Here is a 17417-nt window from a genome sequence, read left to right on the forward strand (position 1 = left end):
GTGCGGTCTCAGGCGCGCAGCCAGACCGCGGTGTCCTTCGGCAGCCGGCCGTCTGCGTCCAACGGCGCGCTGCCGAGCAGGAGTTCGGTGTGGGCGGGCAGGTCGGCGGGCGTGTCGGCCAGATTCACCACGCACAGGACGCCCTCGGCCCGGGTGAAGGCGAGCACCCCGTCGGGCGTGGGCAGCCAGGTGAGCGGGCCGTCGCCGAACACCGGGCGGATCCGGATCGCCTCGCGGTAGAGGGTGAGCATCGAGCCGGGATCACGGGCCTGGCGGTCGACCGCGTACGACGACCAGCCGGCCGGCTGCGGCAGCCACGGCTCCGCACGGGAACCGAAGCCCGCGTACGGCTCCTCCGCCGCCCACGGCAGCGGCACCCGGCAGCCGTCGCGGCCGGGATCCGCGCCGCCGGAGCGGAAGTGCATCGGATCCTGTATGCGTTCGACGGGGATCTCGGCCTCGGGCAGCCCCAGTTCCTCCCCCTGGTACAGGTACACCGATCCGGGCAGGGCCAGGGACAGCAGGGCGGCGGCACGGGCGCGGCGGGTGCCGAGGGCCAGGTCGGTCGGGGTGCCGAAGGCCTTGGTCGCGAAGTCGAAGGCGGTGTCGTCGCGGCCGTAACGGGTGACCGTGCGCGTCACGTCGTGGTTGCACAGCACCCAGGTGGCGGGGGCGCCGACCGGTGCGTGTTCGGCGAGCGTCTCGTCGATGGACGTCCTCAGGCGGGTCGCTTCCCAGGGGCATGTCATGAAGGAGAAGTTGAAGGCGGTGTGCAGTTCGTCGGGGCGCAGGTAGCGGGCGAAGCGTTCGGCGTCCGGGAGCCAGACCTCGCCGACGAAGACACCGCCGTACTCGTCGGCGATCGCCCGCCAGGCCCGGTAGATGTCGTGCAGTTCGTCGCGGTCGACGTACGGGTGCGGGTCGCGGCCCTCGGTGAAGTCCGGCAGCCGGGGATCCTTGACCAGCAGGGCGGCGGAGTCGATGCGGACGCCTGCCACGCCCCGTTCGAACCAGAACCGCAGGATGTCCTCGTGCTCCCGGCGGACGGCCGGGTGGGCCCAGTTGAGGTCGGGCTGCTCGGGGGCGAACAGGTGGAGGTACCAGTCGCCGTCGGCGACGCGGGTCCAGGCGGGACCGCCGAACTGCGACCGCCAGCCGTTGGGCGGGAGTTCACCGCGCGCGCCGCGTCCGGGGCGGAAGTGGAACAGGGCTCGTTCGGGGCCGCCGGCGAGGGCCTGGCGGAACCAGACGTGCTGGTCGGAGACGTGGTTGGGGACGACGTCGACGATGGTGCGGATGCCGAGTTCGCGGGCCTCCGCGATCAGCTTCTCCGCTTCGGCGAGTGTGCCGAAGGCCGGGTCGATCGCGCGGTAGTCGGCGACGTCGTAGCCGCCGTCCTTCAGGGGTGACAGATACCAGGGCGTGAACCACAGGGCGTCGACGCCGAGTTCGGCGAGGTACGGGAGCCGGGCGCGGACGCCGGCGAGGTCCCCGGTGCCGTCGCCGTCGCCGTCCGCGAAGCTGCGGACGTACACCTGGTGGATGACGGCGGAGCGCCACCACTGGTCGGGCGTCCGGGCATGGCTGGGCTGTCCCACGGTGCTTGCCTTTCTGTCTCGGTCGGGAGGGCGGCGTCAGCCCTTCGTGCTGCCCGCGCTGATCCCGGCGATGATGTGCCGCTGGAAGACGAGGAACAGCGCGACCATCGGGATGCTGGCGATCACCATGGCGGCGACGAGCACGGTCAGCTGGATGTTCTGCGACAGCTGGACGAGGGCCACGCTGATCGGCTGCTGGTCGGAGTCGGAGAAGACCATCAGCGGCCACAGGAAGTCCTGCCACACCGCGACCAGCGCGAAGATCGACACCACGCCGAGCACGGGCCGCGACATGGGCAGCACGATCGACCACAGGATCCGCAGCGGCCCGGCGCCGTCGATCCCGGCGGCCTCCAGCACATCGCGCGGCAACTGGTCGAAGAACCGTTTGAGCAGGTACAGGTTGAAGGCGTTGGCGACCGCCGGCAGCCAGATGGCGAGGGGGTCGTTGAGCAGGCTGGTGTGGATCAGCGGCAGGTCGGCGACGGTCAGGTACTTGGGCACCACCAGCGCCTGGGCCGGGACCATGAGGGTGGCCAGGATGCCGCCGAGGATCACCTTGCCGAAGGCGGGCCGCAGCTTGGACAGGGCGTAGGCGGCGGCCGTGCAGAACACCAGTTGCAGCAGCCAGGCCCCGGCCGCCTGGACCACCGTGTTCCGCAGGTGGCGCGGGAGCTGCATCAGGTCCCAGGCGTCGGTGTAGCCGCCGAGGTGCCAGTGATGCGGTACGAGCGTGGGCGGGGTCCGCGCCACCTCGTCGGGGGACTTCATCGCGCCCGTCACCATCCAGTAGACGGGGAAGAGGAAGGCGAGCGCGAACAGTATGAGGACGACGGTGAACACCATCCAGTAGACGATCTTTGCATACGGCCGGGCGAGCGCCGCCGGGGAGACCAGGGTCCTGGTGCTCATGCCTCCCCCTCTCCGGAGCGGGTCAGCCGCAGGTACACGGCGGAGAACAGGCCGAGCAGCACGAGCAGCATCACGCTGAGCGCGCAGGCGCCGCCGAAGTCGTTGTAGAGGAAGGCGTACTTGTAGATGAGGTAGAGCACGGTGACCGTGGCGTTCTCCGGCCCGCCGCCCGTGATGACGAAGGGCTCGGTGAAGACCTGCATGGTGGCGATGATCTGAAGGAGCATCAGCATCAGGATCACGAACCTGGTCTGCGGGATCGTCACATGGCGTATGCGCTGGAGGAGGCCGGCGCCGTCCAGCTCCGCCGCCTCGTACAGCTCGCCGGGGATGGACTGGAGCGCGGCGAGGTAGATCAGGACCGTGCCGCCCATGTTCGCCCAGGTCGCGACGATGACGAGGGAGACGAGGGCGGTGTCGGCGCCGTTGGACCAGTTCGAGGTTGGCAGGTGCAGCGAGCGCAGCGCCTCGTTGGCGAGGCCGGCCCCGGGGTCGTAGAACCACTTCCACAGCAGAGCGCTGACCACCGGCGGGATCATCACCGGCAGGTAGACCACGACCCGGAAGAAGGCCTTCGCGTGCCGCAGTTCGCCCAGCACCAGGGCGAGCACGAAGGGGATCGCGAAGCCGATGAGCAGGGCCAGCACGGTGAAGGTGAGCGTGTTGCGCCAGGCCGCGGTGAACTCCGGGTCGTGCAGGACGCGGGTGAAGTTGGCGGTGCCGACCCACTCGGGTGAAGAGCCCGGGGTGTACTTCTGGAAGGAGATGACGACCGCGCGGATCGCCGGGTACCAGGAGAACAGGGCGAAGCAGAGCAGTCCGCCGAGGAGGAAGCCGTAGGCGCGGGCCTGGTCGGCCAGGCGGCGCCGCCTCCGGTCCCCTGCCGGGGGCGGCGCCTGTACCGGGTGGACGGCGACCGCCTCGGCGGGGCGCCGCTGAGCCGTCTTGGTCATCGGTGTCAGCCCCGGGCGAGGATGCCGTCGATCTTGCCGGAGGCGTCCTTGAGGAGTTGGTCGGGGTCCGCGTCCTTCTTGGTGAGCACGGCGGAGACGACGCCGTCGAGGACGGAGTAGAGCTGCTGGGCGTCCGGCGGCTCGATCTTCATCTCCAGTCGCTGGTTGCCGTCGAGGAAGGCCTGGTAGTTCTCCACCGGCACGTTCGCGTTGGCCTTCTTGACCTGCTGGTCCTTGGCGTCGGCGGCGCCGGTGAACAGACGTGGTTCGGGCAGGCCGACGGGTGCGTCGTTCTTCCTGGCGCGCGCGTAGTCGCCGAGGAAGCCGTCGCCGGGGGTGAGGAACATGTGGTCGAGCCACCTCAGGCCGGCGCGGATCTGGGCGGGCGTGTCGTGCTTGTTGAACATGTAGCCGTCCCCGCCGATGAGTGTGCCCTTGCCGCCGGGCATGGGGGCGATGGCGAGGTCCTTGTAGTTGCCGCCCTTCTCCTTCACCAGGATCGGGATGTTGTCGGGGGCGGCGAGGTACATGCCGAGCTTGCCCGAACCCATCATCTGCTGGACGTCGTTGATGACGAGCAGCTGCTTGCTGCCCATGGAGTCGTCCGTCCAGCGCATGTCGTGGAGGTTGCCGAGGACGGCCCGGCCTTCGGGGGTGTCGATCGTGACCTTCTTGCCGTCGGCACTGACGACGTCGCCGCCCTGGGAGTACAGCTCGGCGGTGAAGTGCCAGCCGCCCTGGTTCTGGGCGCTGTAGTCGGCGTAGCCGATGGTGCCGCCGCCGAGCGCGGCGATCCGCTTGGCGTCGGCGCGGACCTCGTCCCAGGTGGCCGGCGGCTTGTCGGGGTCGAGGCCCGCCTTGCGGAAGAGTGCGCGGTTGTAGATCAGTCCCATCGAATAGCCGGTACGCGGTATGCCGTACACCTTCCCGTCCGCGGTGTAGATGTCGCGCAGCTGCTTCTGGATGGTGCCGTAGCTCTTCAACTCCTTGACGTACGGGGTGAGATCGGCGGCCTGCCGGATGTCGACCACGTGCCGGGCGTCGGTGAAGTACGTGTAGAAGACGTCCTCCATCTGCCCGCCGGCGAGCTTGGCGTCGAACGTCTTCGGGTCCTGGCAGGGGAAGGCGTCGTGGGCGACGACGTCGATGTCCGGGTTCTGCTTCTCGAAGGAGGCGAGGTCCTCCTCGAAGAACCTCCGGTCGGTCTCGGCGCTCTTGGGCGGCTCGCAGTTGACGGTGATGCGGGTCTTGCCGCTCGCCGACTCGTCGCCCGATCCGCAGGCGGAGACGGTGAGGGCGAGGGAGGAACAGACGCCGATCGCGACGAGGGTACGGCGGAACCCGGTGCTTCTCATCGGTGGACCCCTCTGGGCAGGAGCAGTGGGCGCCGCACACTCAAGCACCGCCGACACCCTTCCGCAAGATGTCGCGCGTAATCTGTAATTATTCGACAGTGGAGTGGATCTCAGCTACGAGGCGCTTGCGCGGTCGATCCGCGCACCACGAGTTCCGGTTCGAACAGAAGCTCCTCGGCCGGTACTGCGGAGCCCGCGATCCGGGCGTTGAGCAGCTCGACCGCCGCCCTGCCCATGGCCTCGATGGGCTGGCGGACGGTGGTGAGTGGGGGTTCGGTGCAGTTCATCAGCGCGGAGTCGTCGTAGCCGACGACCGAGATCTGCGCCGGGACGCCGAGTCCCTTGCGGCGGGCGGCCCTGACCGCCCCCAGGGCCAGCGGGTCGCTGGCGCAGATGATGCCCGTGACCCCCCGGTCGATCAGCCGCGAGGCTGCCGCGTGGCCGCCCTCGACGGAGAAGATGGCTCGCGCGACGAACTCCTCGGGCAGCTCGCCGGCGATCGCCCGCGCCGCGGCCAGCTTCCGTGCCGACGGCATGTGGTCCCCGGGTCCCAGGACCAGGCCGATCCGTTCGTGCCCGAGGGAGGCGAGGTGCCGCCAGGCCTGTTCCACGGCGACCGCGTCGTCGCAGGAGACGCCGGGGAAGCCGAGGTGTTCGATGGCCGCGTTGACCAGGACGACGGGGATGTTGCGGTCGGCGAGCAGCCGGTAGTGGTCGTGCGGCGCGTCGGCCTGCGCGTACAGGCCGCCGGCGAAGACCACGCCGGACACCTGCTGTTGCAGCAGCAGGGTCACGTAGTCGGCCTCGGAGACCCCGCCCTTGGTCTGCGTGCACAGCACCGGAGTGAGACCGAGCTGGGCCAGCGCGCCACCGATGACCTCGGCGAACGCCGGGAAGATGGGGTTCTGGAGCTCGGGCAGCACCAGGCCCACGAGCCGGGCGCGTTCGCCGCGCAGCTGCGTGGGCCGTTCGTAGCCGAGGACGTCCAGGGCGGACAGCACCGCCTGCCGGGTGGCATCGGAGACTCCGGGTTTGCCGTTCAGCACCCGGCTGACCGTGGCCTCGCTGACCCCGACCTTTTTCGCCACTTCCGCAAGTCGTCGTGTCATGAACGCAAGGCTAGCGCAAGAAACGCAAACAGCTTGCGTAAATCGGGTTCAGACCCTGCTCCCGGTTGCCGTGTCCGCCGACAGCCGCTGGGCGACGTAGATCGGCACGACGGAGAGCAGCACGAGGACCGCCGCCACCACGTTCACGACCGGCGCCTGCCGCGGCCGGGTCATGTTCTCGAAGATCCAGATGGGCAGCGTCTCGATGCCGGGCCCGGCGGTGAAGGTGGTCACCACGATCTCGTCGAAGGACAGCGCGAAGGCGAGCAGCCCGCCCGCGAACAGCGCCGAACGCACCAGCGGGAAGGTGACGTCGGCGAAGGCGCGGAAGGTGTTCGCGCCCAGGTCCATGGCCGCCTCCTCGTACGAGCCGGAGGTGCGGCGCAGCCGGGCGACGACGTTGTTGAAGACCACCACGATGCAGAAGGTGGCGTGGCCGACGATCACGGTGAACAGGCCGAGGCCGATCCCGAGCGGCGCGAGGACCGTGCCGAAGGAGGAGTTGAGGGCGATGCCGGTGACGATGCCGGGCAGCGCGATCGGCAGGACGACCACGAAGGAGACGGCGTCCCGGCCGAAGAAGCGGTACCGGGCCACCGCGAAAGCGATCAGCGTGCCGAGGACGAGAGCCACCGCGGTGGCACCGAGGCCGGCCTTCACCGACGTCCACAGCGCCTCGCGCGCGCCCGCGTTCTCCCAGGCTACCGACCACCAGTGCGCGGTCAGCCCGGGCGGCGGCCAGCTCGCGCTGCGGTCCGGGTTCAGGGAGTTGACGAGGACCAGCAGCAACGGCACGTAGATCACGGCGAATCCGAAACCGGCGGCGACGCGCAGCGCGATGCGTGCGGAACGCGAGAGCTGCATACGGACGAACCTCTCTCTAGAGGCTGCTGAGGGCGCCCGTGCGGCGCATCGCCAGCAGATACAGCACGATCACGACGACCGGGACCGTGCCGAGCGCGGCGGCCATGGGCAGGTTGAGTTCGATGTCGGAGTAGACGAGGTTGCCGATCAGCTGGGTCTTGCCGCCGACGATCTGCACGGTGATGTAGTCACCCAGGCTGAGCGAGAAGGTGAAGACGGACCCGGCGGCCACCGACGGCAGCACCATCGGCAGGGCGACCGACCGGAAGGTACGCCCCGGACGGGCCCCGAGGTCGGCGGAGGCGTCCAACAGGCCCGCGGGCAGCCGCTCCAGCGCCGTGTGGACGGGCAGGATCATGTACGGCAGCCAGAGGTAGGTGAGCGTCAGCACGGTCGCCGGCAGCCCGAAGCCCGGACCGCTCAGGCCGACGGGCTTCAGCACCCAGTCGGCGAGCCCGCCCTCGGAGAGGATCAGCCGCCAGGCGTACACCTTGACCAGGTAACTCGCCCACAACGGGGTGAGGATGGCGACGACGAGCAGGGACCGCCACCTCGGTTTCGCCACCCGGGCGGTGTAGAAGGCGAGCGGGAAGGCGATCACCGCGCACACGACGGTGACCGCGAGGGCCACGCCCACGCTGCGCAGGATCACCTGCCGGTAGACGGGTGTGGTGAACAGCGCGTGGAAGTTGTCGGTCGAGAAGACCTTCACCACCTGGGAGGTGAAGGAGTCGGTCGTCCAGAACGCGGAGACGAACAGGACGCTCAGCGAGCCGAGGTAGAGCACGGCGAGCCACAGCAGCGGGGCGGTGAGCAGCAGGGTCAGCCTGAGCCGGGGCCGGCGGTGCAGCGCCCCGGCGAGCCGCCGGACGGTCCCCCGCCCGGCGGCCTGCGCCTGTGTGGTCATGGCTCAGCCCTTGATCTCGGTCCAGGCCTGGACCCACTTGGCGTACGGCACGCACCTGACGTCCTTGCGGCCGTCGAGGCACTGCTCGATGGGCGTGTTCCAGAAGGCGATGTTCTTCCAGTAGCTCTCGTCACTGGCGTGGTAGGTGGCGCAGAAGTTCTTGTCGCTGGTCTGCGCGCATGCCTTGGCGTTGGCCGGGGCCTCGCCGAAGTACTCGGCGACCTGGGCGTTGGTCTTCGGGGAGACGATCCAGTTCAGCCACTTGTATGCACAATTCGGATGCTTGGCTTTCGCATACACCATCCAGGTGTCGGACCACCCGGTCGAGCCCTCCTCGGGGACGAACGCCTTCACCTTCGCTCCCTCGGAGGCGGCGAGGCCGGCGATGACCTGCCAGGTGGTGCCGATGACCGAGTCACCGCTCTTGAAGGCGGAGATCTCCTTGAGGTAGTCGCTCCAGTACTCGCCGATGCTGGCGTTCTGCTTCTTCAGCAGGGCCACGGCGGCGTCGAACTGCTTCTGGTCGAGCGCGTAGGGGTCCGTGATCTTCAGCTCGGGCCTGGTGGCCTTGAGGTAGAGGGCCGCGTCGGCGATGTAGATCGGCGAGTCGTACGCGGTGACGTGCCCCCTGTACTTCGCCGCGTCGTCGAAGACGGCCGACCAGGAGGTGGGCGCGGGGGTGACCTTGTCGGTGTTGTACATCAGCAGGTTGGCGCCGCGGCCGTGCGGGATGCCGTACATCCTGCCGTCCACCGAGTTCCAGGCGCCGTTCTTCAGGCCGCTGAAGACGTCCTTGTAGTTCGGCACGAGGGAGGTGTTGACGGGGGCGGCGTCGCCGGCGGCGATGAGGCGCAGGGACGCGTCGCCGGAGGCGGAGACGGCGTCGTACTCGCCGGTCTTCATCAGTTTGACCATCTCGTCGGAGCTGGCCGCGACTTTGGAGTGGACCTGACAGCCGGTTTGTTTCTCGAAGCCGCTGACCCAGTCGGCCTTGGGGTCGTCGGACCCGTCCTCGACATAGCCGGCCCAGGCGATGAGGTCGACCTGGCCCTCGGTCCTGCCGATCTTCGACTGCGCCTTGAGGTCGGGCGGGTTGAGGCCGCCGGCCGAGGTGCCGCCCGAGCCGGAGCAGCCGCAGGCGGTGGCGGCCACCAGCAGTGCGGCGGCGGCCGCGGTCCGAAGGGTTCTGGTGAGGCGCACGACGTACTCCCTGTGTGACGAACGGTCAGTGGGCGTCCGGGACCTGGACCGTGTGACGACGGTCCCATCGGAGGCGGACCCGTCTGCCGCGGTAGGCGGCGACGTCCTCGGCGGAGGTCTCCAGGTTCTGCTGGAGCGCGGCGAGGCGGCCGCCGGCGTCGAGGTCGACCAGGAAGCGGGTGCTGTCGCCCAGGTAGACGACCTCGGCGACGGTCCCGGTGGCGGTGGCGTGGCCGGGTTCGTCCACCTCGGCGGACTCCTTCAGCACGCGGATCTTCTCGGGGCGGACGCTGTAGGTGCCCGGGGTGCCGGTGATGCGCCGGGCGGATTCGCCGGCCAGCAGGTTGGAGGTGCCCACGAAGGAGGCGACGAAGCCGGTCGCGGGGCGCTCGTAGATCTCGGCGGGGGTGCCGACCTGTTCGATGCGGCCCTGGTGGAAGACGGCGATGCGGTCGCTCATCGTCAGTGCCTCCTCCTGGTCGTGGGTGACGAAGACGAAGGTGATGCCGACCTCGCGCTGGAGTGCCTTGAGCTCGACCTGCATCTGCTCGCGCAGCTTGAGGTCGAGGGCGCCGAGCGGTTCGTCGAGCAGCAGCACGCGGGGGCGGCCCACCAGGGCGCGGGCGAGGGCGACGCGCTGGCGCTGGCCGCCGGAGAGCCGGTCCGGGCGCCGCTTGCCGTAGCCGTCGAGGCGGACCTCGGCGAGGGCCTTGCGGGCGCGGACGAGACGCTCGGCCTTGGGCACCCCGCGGACCTTGAGGGCGTAGGCGACGTTCTGCTCGACGGTCATGTGCGGGAAGAGGGCGTAGTCCTGGAAGACGGTGTGCACGTCCCGCTCGAAGGGGGCGAGCCGGGTGACCTCCCGCCCGGCGAGTTCGATCCGGCCCTCGGTGGGGGTCTCGAAGCCGGCTATCAGACGCAGGACGGTCGTCTTGCCCGAGCCGGAGGGGCCCAGCATGGAGAAGAACTCCCCGTCCCGGATCTCCAGGTCGACCCCGGCCACAGCGGTCGTCTCCCCGAACGACTTCGCCAGGCCCTCCAGCCGGATCGCGCTTCCCTGCATGTGCGGGAAACCTTTCTGGCGCTCGCTTACGTTGCCCGGAAAGATATGAAGTCATAGTTCAAAGCTCAAGTCCCCGTTAGGGTAAAGCTTGAGTCAACGTGCAAGGTGGTGGCCGTGAAGCAACCGACTGACGGCGGGGCTCGCAGAGCCGTCTTCGCGCCGGTGGACAACCGGGCGCGCGTCGAGGCGGTCGTCCACCGGCTGGGCGACGCCATAGAGCTCGGACTGCTCGCCGACGGCGAGCAGCTGCCCGGCGAGAGCGAGCTGGCCGGGCGGCTCGGCGTGTCCACGGTGACCCTGCGGGAGGCGCTCATGGCGCTGCGGCAGCAGGGCCTGGTCACCACCCGCCGGGGCCGCGGCGGCGGCAGCTTCGTCTCGCTGCCCGACGTCCCGGGCGAGGAGCGCCTGAGGGCCCGGCTGCGCGGCTGGAGCACCGAGGAACTGCGTGACCTCGGCGACCACTGGGCCGCCCTGTCCGGCACCGCGGCCCGGCTCGCGACCGACCGCACGGAATCCGGCGACCTCGCACAACTGCGCCGCACCGTGGAGGAGTTGACGCTCGCCGAGGACGTGGCGGCGCGCAGCCGGGTGTACGGCAGGTTCCACGTGGAGCTGGCGGCGGCCGCGCAGTCCGCCCGGCTCACCCGGGAGCAGGTCGCGCTCCAGACGGAGATCGGGGCACTGCTGTGCCTCGTGCTCGGCGACGACGAATATCGTGAAGAAGTGGCGGAGCGTCACCGCTCCGTGATCTCGGCCGTGCAGGATGGGGCCCACGAAACGGCCCGCACGCTGGCCGAACGGTGCGTCCGGGAGTCGGCGGCGCGGCTCATCGCCCTGCGCATGACCCTGTAGGACGGCCGTCCGGTCCCGTCCGCTGGAGTGCGTCATGAGCCAGAGTCCCGGCCTCGTCGGCGCGGCGGCCGCGACACCGGCCGGTACCGCCGGGGAACACGTCGCCGCACAGGTGGGCAGCTGGCTGGAGGCGGTGTTCGACGCCGTGGCGCAGACCCGCGCCGATACGGCCGCGGCTCTGGCCCGGGTCGCCGCCGAGGGCCGCCGGCCCGCCACCGCCGACCTCGCGGCGCTGCGCCCGGGACTGCATCAGCGGCTGACCCGGGACGAGTTGGTCTCGGGGGTCGGTTTCGTCGCCGCGCCCGGGCTCCTCGCGGACGTTCCGGCGTGGCTGGAGTGGTGGCAGACGAACGCCGACGGGGACGTACGACCGCTGCTGCCCGAGCTCGACCCGGACCAGTCCGCGTACTCCGACTACACGCACTGGGACTGGTTCGCCCTGCCCCGCGACACCGGGCGGCGGGCGGTGGCCGGACCGTACGTCGACTACCTGTGCTCCGACGAGTACAGCCTCACGCTGTCCGCGCCGGTGACGGTGGCGGGACGGTTCGCCGGGGTGGCCGCGGCGGACGTCTACCTGCGGCACTTCGAGGCGGCCGTACTGCCGCTGCTGCGCCGACTGCCCGGGCCCGCCCACCTGGTCAACGCCCGCGGCCGGGTGGCGGCCTCCGCGGACCCCGCGCACCTCGCCGGGTCCCTCACGAAGGGGCCGGACTTCGCCGCGGTACTGGGGCGGGCGCGCACGCAGACGCTCGGCAGCTCACGCCTGGTGCCCTGCCGGGGCGTGCCCCTGGTGCTGGTGCTGGGGGCGGGTGAGACCCGGGCGGGGTCCGGCCCGGCGCCGTCGGCGACCTGAACGCCGGCGGTGCCGGGTCAGGCCTCGGGTGCGGGGACCACGGTCAGATGACTCGCCCCGGCGCGGGCGCGGCGCGGGACCCCGGCGGGGCGGCGGGAGTCGCGCAGCACCAGGGTGAGGCGGGTGTAACCGAGTGCCTGGAGGGTCTTCGAGGTCTCGACGACGATCCGGCACTCCGTGGCGCCCCAGCGCGGGTCCGGGTGCAGCAGCGGGCGGACCGCGCCGTCGGGCTCGCCGGCGTCCTCGCCGACGGCGCGGAGCCAGTGCGGCAGGCCCTGCCGGAAGGCGGCCTCCATCAGGGGGTCCTGGGCGATGTCCCGGCGGATCGCCTGCAGCCCGTGGTCGTGGGCGCCGTGCTCCCAGGCGGACTTGAAGTGAGCCAGCATCGGCAGGCACCAGCTCGGCTCGTGCTCGCCGAGGACCGTGCCGGCGTCCGGGTGGAACAGGACGAACCTCAGGAAGTTGTCGCCCGGCATCGCCGTAGGATGCGGGCCGACGCCCCGGAAAAGTGTCTCGAAGGCGCTGTTGGCCAGGACGACGTCCCAGCGGTGGTCCACGACGAAGGACGGGAAGGGGCCGCCCTGGAGGAGCGTGGCGTAGTCCTGGAGGTACGCCTGGGCCTCGAGACCCTCGGGGACGGGCGGCGGCGCCGGCCGCTGCCCTCCTGCCTGATGTGCCATCGGGAGGTCACCCCTCTTGCCTATGCGGCCTTCACGCGGCGCGCCCCGATCCTGCTGCCCCGAGAAGAGTGATGTCAACTATCGTGGCATTTCATGCCTGTTGACGGCTGAAATTGGCCACAGTTGTGGCGAGACCTGGATGTGAGTTCGAACCACCCGCTACTCTCCGGGAAGTTCACGGCAACCGTTTGTGATGAGCCTCGTGTTGAGCCTCTGAGAGACGTAGGAGATCTGTCGGTGACGGATGGCTACGAGGATCCGGGCGCCACGGCGACCGATCGGCTGCCGGCCGTCGTCGCCCGCGTCACCGCGCTCGCCGACCGGCTCGGTGTGCCGCACGCGGAGGTCTTCGACGTCAGACGGCTGTCCGTCGGCTGCGGCGTCCCCGAGCCCGTGGTCAGGGCCCTGCTCGGCGGCCGGCCCGCGGGCGAGCGCGATGTGCAGGCACGGTTCCTCCAGCGTCTGGACCTGCTGCGCCGCACCCGGCTGAAGCCGAACGGGCGGAAGCACACGCAGCAGGAGATCGCCGACGGCGCGGGCATGTCACGGCAGCAGGCGGGCGCTCTCATCAACGGTGACCGGCGTCCCACGATGGAGCACTGCGACGCGCTCCAGCGCTTCTTCCGGGTGCACGCCGGCTTCCTCACGGCGGAGGACCCCGAGGCCCTCGCGGGTGCGTTGCAGCGCACCGAGCAGGAGCTGCTCCAGAAGCTCGCCGACCGCGAGCGGGCGGCGGCCGAGGCCGCCGAGGATCCGCTGGAGCGGCTGTTGCAGGATCACGGTGTCCGGGGTATCGCCTGGCGGGCCGCGCAGCTGCCCACCGACCAGCACCGCGACAAGGTCGCGGAGTGGCTGGACATGCTCCTGGAGAGCGTCAAGCGCCCCGAGTCGTGACCGGCCGTGAACCGAGGGAGAACAGTGGGCATCGCCAGTCAGATGCGCCGCCTGTGCGGCGAGTTGGTCACCGAGCTGACCCTTCCCGCACCGGCGCGGCCGCACGACCTGTACACGGCGCTGTGCGACGCGATGAGCCGCCGCCGCGGCCGGCCCGTGGTGTTCCGGGCGGCCGGCTTCCCGCCCGGCACCGCCAGCGGGCTGTGGCTCGACATGGCCGACCGTGACCTGATCGTCGTCGAGGAACGCACCGCGCCCGACCACCAGCTGGTCATCCTCGGGCACGAGCTGTGGCACATGCAGGCCGACCACAGCGGCCACCACGTCGACGGCGTGGGGGTGGCCGCACGGCTGCTGGCCGACGCCCCCGACCAGCGAGCCCTGGAGGCCGCCGTGCACAAGGTGGCCGCCCGGACCCGCTTCGACCTCGCCGAGGAACGGGAGGCCGAGACCTTCGGACTGCTCCTGGCCAGCAAGTGCCGCACGTGGCTCGCCGGTTCCTCGCTGCGCGGCCCCGTCCAGCGCCACGACGTGGCGGGCCGGATCGAGGCGTCACTGGGGTATCTCGGGCCGCAGGGCTGACCGCGCGGCACGGATCGGCCGGGCCGGACACGCGGTGGGGCGGCATTGTCAGTGGTGGACGGCAAGCTGGAGGTGCGCCGCCGGCCTGTGCGGCGTACGCGCTGCCAAGTGCGTGACCGTGACGCCCGACGGGGAGAGCCGACCGATGCACACCGCCGTACTGACCGACCGTGAGCGCGCCGCCGTCCAGGCCTATCTGCGATTGCTGCACACCGTGCGCGCCGCCCTGGACGGCCCACCCGGCGGGGCCCGCCCCGTCGTCGTCCCGCCCGCCGTGCTCGCCGAGGCGGAACGGGCGCTGTCCGACGCCGGACTCTCGGGCAACGAGGAGCAGTTCTTCCGGCTGCTGCACGACTGGTGCCCACCGGCCTGACGGGCCCGGCCCGGCGTCGGCCGCGCGGCCGGCGCCCCGGCCGCGCGCCGTCGGCCCCAGCCGCGTGCGCGTTCGGGGGGAAGGTCCAGGGGGCACGCTCCGGGGGCACGCTCAGGAATGCGGCACCACGACCGCCGTGGTGACCACGCCGCGCCGGATGCTCCAGCGCCCCTCGAACCGGCCGACACGCCGGCCGCCCACCCACGGTCCCGGCACGAGGAGTTCGGCGTGCAGACGGCCCTGCGGGCCCGGGCCGGGCTCGGGGACGATCTCGATGTCGGCCTCGGAGAAGTCCAGCCACTGGCCGGTGAGCGGGAACCACGCCTTGTAGACGGACTCCTTCGCGCTGAACAGGATCCGGTCCCAGTGCACATCGGGCCGCTCCCCGGCGAGCCGGCCCAGACGCTCGGACTCGCCGGGCAGGAACACGTAGGAGACGACCTCCTCCGGCAGCACCTCGTGCGGTTCGGCGTCGATACCGAGGGAGGCCAGGTCGGCGGCGCGGGCGAGGGCGGCGGCGCAGTAGTCGTCGCTGTGGGTCATGCTGCCGACCAGCCCGTCCGGCCAGCGCGGCGCACCGCTCTCGCCGGTCAGCACCGGCTGCGCGGGTACGCCCAGCTTCTCCATGGCGAGCCGGGCGCAGGCGCGCACGGCGGAGAACTCGCGGCGGCGCTTGGCCACCGCCCGGGTCATGAGTGCCGCTTCCTCGGGGTAGAGCGGGGCGTCCCGGAGTCCGTCGTCACCGTGCGCTTCCACGGCCACGACCGAGTCCGGAAGCAGCTCCTCGATCACCGGATCCGACCTCCATCGGCAGAATGCGGCGCAGCCTTCCCGGTGGTTCCGGGCGTTTGCGCCACTCACGGGGGTATCCCACGGACACCTCTTCGAAGCGGACGCCGTCGAGCCAGGTCGTCCGCGGGATGTGCAGATGACCGTAGACCATGGCGGCGACGCGGAATCTGCGGTGCCAGTCGGCGGTGAGCCCGGTGCCGCACCACATGGCGAACTCGGGGTGCCACAGGACGTCCATCGGGTGCCGGTCGAGCGGGTAGTGGTTGATCAGGACGGTGGGCAGGTCCTCGGGAAGCGCGGCCAGCCTGCGCTGCGTCGCGGCGACCCGGGCGCGGCACCAGGCCTCGCGGCTGGGAAAGGGGTCGGGGTACAGCAGGTACTCGTCGTTGCACACGATGCCGGTGCCGTGCGCGTAGGCGAGGCCCTCCTCCTTGGTGGTGCAGCCCTCGGGCAGGAAGGAGTAGTCGTAGAGCAGGAAAAGCGGGGCGACGACCACCGGGCCGCCGGGACCGTGCCACACGGGGTAGGGGTCCTCGGGGGTGGTCACGCCCAGCTCGCGGCACACCTCGACGAGGTGCTCGTAGCGGGGGACGCCGCGCAGGGGGACGGTCTCACGGGGGTGGGTCCACAGGTCGTGGTTGCCCGGGGACCACAGGACCTTGCGGAAGCGGCCGGCGAAGGTCTCCAGGACCCAGCGGATGTCGGCGACGGTCTCGGCCACGTCGCCCGCCACGATCAGCCAGTCCTCGTCCGAGTCGGGACGCATCTGTTCGACGAGCGCGCGGTTCTCCGGGTACCCGATGTGCAGGTCGCTGATGGCCAGTAACTGCCCGGCCCCGCCGGCCGTCGACTCCACCCTGGCCCCTTCCGATCATGTCAGTGACACCACGAGAACACATTCACGGTCACCGGACAAGGACAATCCGCGACAGTACGAAAACGCCCCGAACTCCTGTTTCTCGAACTTCAGTTTCACAGTACCGGCCGAGGGGGTTGGTGTGGGTTGGCAGGACCGGTGAATCCGTAACACTCGCGTTGCACGCCGGGGCGTTTGAAAGCCGTATGATCGCCCCAACACCACCGCCATGAACGCCCTTCGCGCAGGGCGGTTCGGTGTCCCTCCATCCCCCCTGCCCGGGCACGGGCCGCCGAGCCCTGCCCGAAAACCCCGAAAGGCGGCCTGCATGCTCTCTCGCGTACGCGTCTGGCTCAACCGCACGTACGCGGAGAACGTGTTCTTCATGGACCAGCTGCGGAGAAATCCCAGCGACCGTGCGGTCGAGATCCATGCCACGCACGGCGACCCCGACTCCCCGGTGCTGGCCGCGGCCGACACCGCGGACCTGGAGCCGGAGGGCCTGTCCCCGGCCGGGTACGTCGAGTACGCCCTGGACCAGTGCGCACGGCGCGGCATCGACGTGTTCGTGCCGCGCCTGCACCAGGCGGCGATCGTCGCGCACCGCGCCGATTTCGCCGCGGCCGGTACGGCACTGCTGGCGCCGACGCCCGAGGCCGTCGCCGTGTTCGAGGACAAGGCGACCGCGTACGAGGCGATGACCTCGGTCGGCGTGCCGGTGCCACCGTGGCGGCGGGTGCGCACGGCGGACGAACTCCTCGCCGCCGTCGAGGAGTTGGAGGCGGCGGGGCACAAGGCGTGCTTCAAGCCGGCCGCCGGTGCGGGCGGGGTGGGTTTCCGGGTGATCACGCGCGCCCCCTTCTCCATCACGCAGCTGAGTGGCTTCCCGGGACCGTACGTGCCGCTGGACATGGTCCTGGCCGCCGTGCGGGAGGCCGACGAGCCGGTCGACTGGCTGGTGATGCCGCGCCTGGCGGAGCCGGAGGTGTCGGTGGACTGCCTGACCGGCCCCGACAACCGGGTCCGGCTGGCGGTGGGCCGCACCAAGAACGGCCGCCGCCGCGGTTTCACGCTCGACGAGCGGTGGCTGGCGCCCGCGCGGCTGATCGCGGGGGGTTTCGGACTGCACTACCTGTCCAACATCCAGTTCCGGATGTTCGGTGAGCAGCCGGTGCTGCTCGACGTCAACACGCGCCCGGCCGGCGGACTGCACCAGCTGTCGCTGTGCGGGATCAACGCCCCTTGGGCGGCAGTGCAGTTGGCACTCGGCGAGGATCCGGGCGAGTTCGAGCCGCCGTTCCTGGGCCAGGACTACGCGGTGGTGTCCGGGCCGCGTCCGCTGCGCCCGGTGTCGCTGCCGCAGCAGCGCACGGAGGAGTCCGGGGTACTGCTGCCGGCGGTGCCCGCGCCCGCCGCCGAGCCGGCCTCCGAGGTCGCGACGCAAGCGGGTGCCGCCGCGACGGCCACCGCCCCGGCCTAGGTGTGCTGACCGGACAGGTTGGTGACGCGGCTGGCTGGGGTTTGGCCGCTGATGCCGGTGTGGGGTCGGTGGTAGTTGTACCAGTCCAGCC

The 17417-nt window shown here is 70.9% G+C and carries 18 protein-coding genes; 6 read left to right on the forward strand and 12 right to left on the reverse strand.

Annotated features, from left to right (window positions below):
• Positions 1–8 precede the first annotated feature (8 nt).
• From ACFY01_RS03750 to ACFY01_RS03790, 9 genes are all read right to left on the reverse strand, one after another.
• Entirely contained in the window at positions 9–1598 is a 1590-nt protein-coding gene (locus ACFY01_RS03750; RefSeq protein ID WP_390733990.1) for a glycoside hydrolase family 13 protein, read from the reverse strand.
• A gap of 36 nt (positions 1599–1634) precedes the next feature.
• The gene (locus ACFY01_RS03755) at positions 1635–2510 is read right to left on the reverse strand and encodes a carbohydrate ABC transporter permease (protein WP_390733991.1); all 876 of its coding nucleotides are present in this window, start codon (positions 2508–2510) and stop codon (positions 1635–1637) included.
• Positions 2507–3463 (reverse strand): carbohydrate ABC transporter permease, encoded by a 957-nt coding sequence (locus tag ACFY01_RS03760; RefSeq protein ID WP_390733992.1) that lies wholly within the window; start codon positions 3461–3463, stop codon positions 2507–2509. The genes ACFY01_RS03755 and ACFY01_RS03760 overlap by 4 nt, the downstream gene beginning before the upstream one ends.
• Before the next feature lie 5 nt (positions 3464–3468).
• Complete coding sequence (locus ACFY01_RS03765; RefSeq protein WP_390733993.1) at positions 3469–4818, reverse strand: ABC transporter substrate-binding protein; 1350 nt, start codon at positions 4816–4818, stop codon at positions 3469–3471.
• 110 nt (positions 4819–4928) lie between these two features.
• Complete coding sequence (locus ACFY01_RS03770; protein WP_390733994.1) at positions 4929–5927, reverse strand: LacI family DNA-binding transcriptional regulator; 999 nt, start codon at positions 5925–5927, stop codon at positions 4929–4931.
• Between the two features lie 48 nt (positions 5928–5975).
• On the reverse strand, positions 5976–6791 hold the full coding sequence (locus tag ACFY01_RS03775) for an ABC transporter permease (protein ID WP_390733995.1): 816 nt from the start codon (positions 6789–6791) through the stop codon (positions 5976–5978).
• Between the two features lie 16 nt (positions 6792–6807).
• Complete coding sequence (locus ACFY01_RS03780) at positions 6808–7698, reverse strand: ABC transporter permease (protein WP_390733996.1); 891 nt, start codon at positions 7696–7698, stop codon at positions 6808–6810.
• A gap of 3 nt (positions 7699–7701) precedes the next feature.
• Complete coding sequence (locus ACFY01_RS03785) at positions 7702–8898, reverse strand: ABC transporter substrate-binding protein (RefSeq protein WP_390733997.1); 1197 nt, start codon at positions 8896–8898, stop codon at positions 7702–7704.
• Between the two features lie 25 nt (positions 8899–8923).
• On the reverse strand, positions 8924–9961 hold the full coding sequence (locus ACFY01_RS03790; RefSeq protein ID WP_390733998.1) for an ABC transporter ATP-binding protein: 1038 nt from the start codon (positions 9959–9961) through the stop codon (positions 8924–8926).
• Positions 9962–10066: 105 nt separating this feature from the next.
• On the opposite strand from ACFY01_RS03790, the gene ACFY01_RS03795 reads away from it, so the two are divergent.
• Positions 10067–10813 carry a FadR/GntR family transcriptional regulator gene (locus ACFY01_RS03795; protein WP_390733999.1) on the forward strand — a complete coding sequence of 249 codons (747 nt, stop codon included), beginning with the start codon at positions 10067–10069 and terminating at the stop codon, positions 10811–10813.
• A 34-nt stretch (positions 10814–10847) separates the two neighbouring features.
• The gene (locus ACFY01_RS03800) at positions 10848–11669 is read left to right on the forward strand and encodes a cache domain-containing protein (protein ID WP_390734000.1); all 822 of its coding nucleotides are present in this window, start codon (positions 10848–10850) and stop codon (positions 11667–11669) included.
• A 17-nt stretch (positions 11670–11686) separates the two neighbouring features.
• Here ACFY01_RS03800 and ACFY01_RS03805 read toward each other — a convergent pair whose 3' ends face one another.
• Positions 11687–12349 (reverse strand): hypothetical protein, encoded by a 663-nt coding sequence (locus ACFY01_RS03805; protein WP_390734001.1) that lies wholly within the window; start codon positions 12347–12349, stop codon positions 11687–11689.
• Between the two features lie 237 nt (positions 12350–12586).
• On the opposite strand from ACFY01_RS03805, the gene ACFY01_RS03810 reads away from it, so the two are divergent.
• The 3 genes from ACFY01_RS03810 (at position 12587) to ACFY01_RS03820 (ending at position 14198) form a co-directional block, all read left to right on the forward strand.
• Positions 12587–13243, forward strand: coding sequence for a helix-turn-helix domain-containing protein (locus ACFY01_RS03810; protein WP_390734002.1), 657 nt, complete (start codon positions 12587–12589; stop codon positions 13241–13243).
• 42 nt (positions 13244–13285) lie between these two features.
• The gene (locus tag ACFY01_RS03815; RefSeq protein ID WP_390734043.1) at positions 13286–13825 is read left to right on the forward strand and encodes a toxin-antitoxin system, toxin component; all 540 of its coding nucleotides are present in this window, start codon (positions 13286–13288) and stop codon (positions 13823–13825) included.
• A gap of 145 nt (positions 13826–13970) precedes the next feature.
• Entirely contained in the window at positions 13971–14198 is a 228-nt protein-coding gene (locus ACFY01_RS03820; protein WP_390734003.1) for a hypothetical protein, read from the forward strand.
• 111 nt (positions 14199–14309) lie between these two features.
• On the opposite strand, the gene ACFY01_RS03825 is transcribed toward ACFY01_RS03820, so the two are convergent.
• Both ACFY01_RS03825 and ACFY01_RS03830 read right to left on the reverse strand, forming a co-directional pair.
• Positions 14310–14990, reverse strand: a complete 681-nt coding sequence (locus ACFY01_RS03825; protein ID WP_390734004.1) for a 4'-phosphopantetheinyl transferase — start codon at positions 14988–14990, stop codon at positions 14310–14312.
• Positions 14938–15846 (reverse strand): metallophosphoesterase family protein, encoded by a 909-nt coding sequence (locus ACFY01_RS03830; protein WP_390734005.1) that lies wholly within the window; start codon positions 15844–15846, stop codon positions 14938–14940. Before ACFY01_RS03830 ends, ACFY01_RS03825 begins: the two co-directional genes overlap by 53 nt.
• A 328-nt stretch (positions 15847–16174) precedes the next feature.
• Here ACFY01_RS03830 and ACFY01_RS03835 point away from each other — a divergent pair, with 328 nt between their 5' ends.
• Positions 16175–17326 (forward strand): ATP-grasp domain-containing protein, encoded by a 1152-nt coding sequence (locus ACFY01_RS03835; protein ID WP_390734006.1) that lies wholly within the window; start codon positions 16175–16177, stop codon positions 17324–17326.
• Positions 17327–17417 lie beyond the last annotated feature (91 nt).

Source organism: Streptomyces sp. NPDC001480, assembly GCF_042894725.1.
GTDB lineage: Bacteria > Actinomycetota > Actinomycetes > Streptomycetales > Streptomycetaceae > Streptomyces.

Coding starts and splice junctions, on each gene's coding strand:
- ACFY01_RS03755 (WP_390733991.1), bottom strand. CDS start 2,510: ATGAGCACCAGGACCCTGGTCTCCCCGGCGGCGCTCGCCCGGCCGTAT.
- ACFY01_RS03760 (WP_390733992.1), bottom strand. CDS start 3,463: ATGACCAAGACGGCTCAGCGGCGCCCCGCCGAGGCGGTCGCCGTCCAC.
- ACFY01_RS03765 (WP_390733993.1), bottom strand. CDS start 4,818: ATGAGAAGCACCGGGTTCCGCCGTACCCTCGTCGCGATCGGCGTCTGT.
- ACFY01_RS03770 (WP_390733994.1), bottom strand. CDS start 5,927: ATGACACGACGACTTGCGGAAGTGGCGAAAAAGGTCGGGGTCAGCGAG.
- ACFY01_RS03775 (WP_390733995.1), bottom strand. CDS start 6,791: ATGCAGCTCTCGCGTTCCGCACGCATCGCGCTGCGCGTCGCCGCCGGT.
- ACFY01_RS03780 (WP_390733996.1), bottom strand. CDS start 7,698: ATGACCACACAGGCGCAGGCCGCCGGGCGGGGGACCGTCCGGCGGCTC.
- ACFY01_RS03790 (WP_390733998.1), bottom strand. CDS start 9,961: ATGCAGGGAAGCGCGATCCGGCTGGAGGGCCTGGCGAAGTCGTTCGGG.
- ACFY01_RS03800 (WP_390734000.1), top strand. CDS start 10,848: ATGAGCCAGAGTCCCGGCCTCGTCGGCGCGGCGGCCGCGACACCGGCC.
- ACFY01_RS03805 (WP_390734001.1), bottom strand. CDS start 12,349: ATGGCACATCAGGCAGGAGGGCAGCGGCCGGCGCCGCCGCCCGTCCCC.
- ACFY01_RS03815 (WP_390734043.1), top strand. CDS start 13,286: ATGCGCCGCCTGTGCGGCGAGTTGGTCACCGAGCTGACCCTTCCCGCA.
- ACFY01_RS03820 (WP_390734003.1), top strand. CDS start 13,971: ATGCACACCGCCGTACTGACCGACCGTGAGCGCGCCGCCGTCCAGGCC.
- ACFY01_RS03835 (WP_390734006.1), top strand. CDS start 16,175: ATGCTCTCTCGCGTACGCGTCTGGCTCAACCGCACGTACGCGGAGAAC.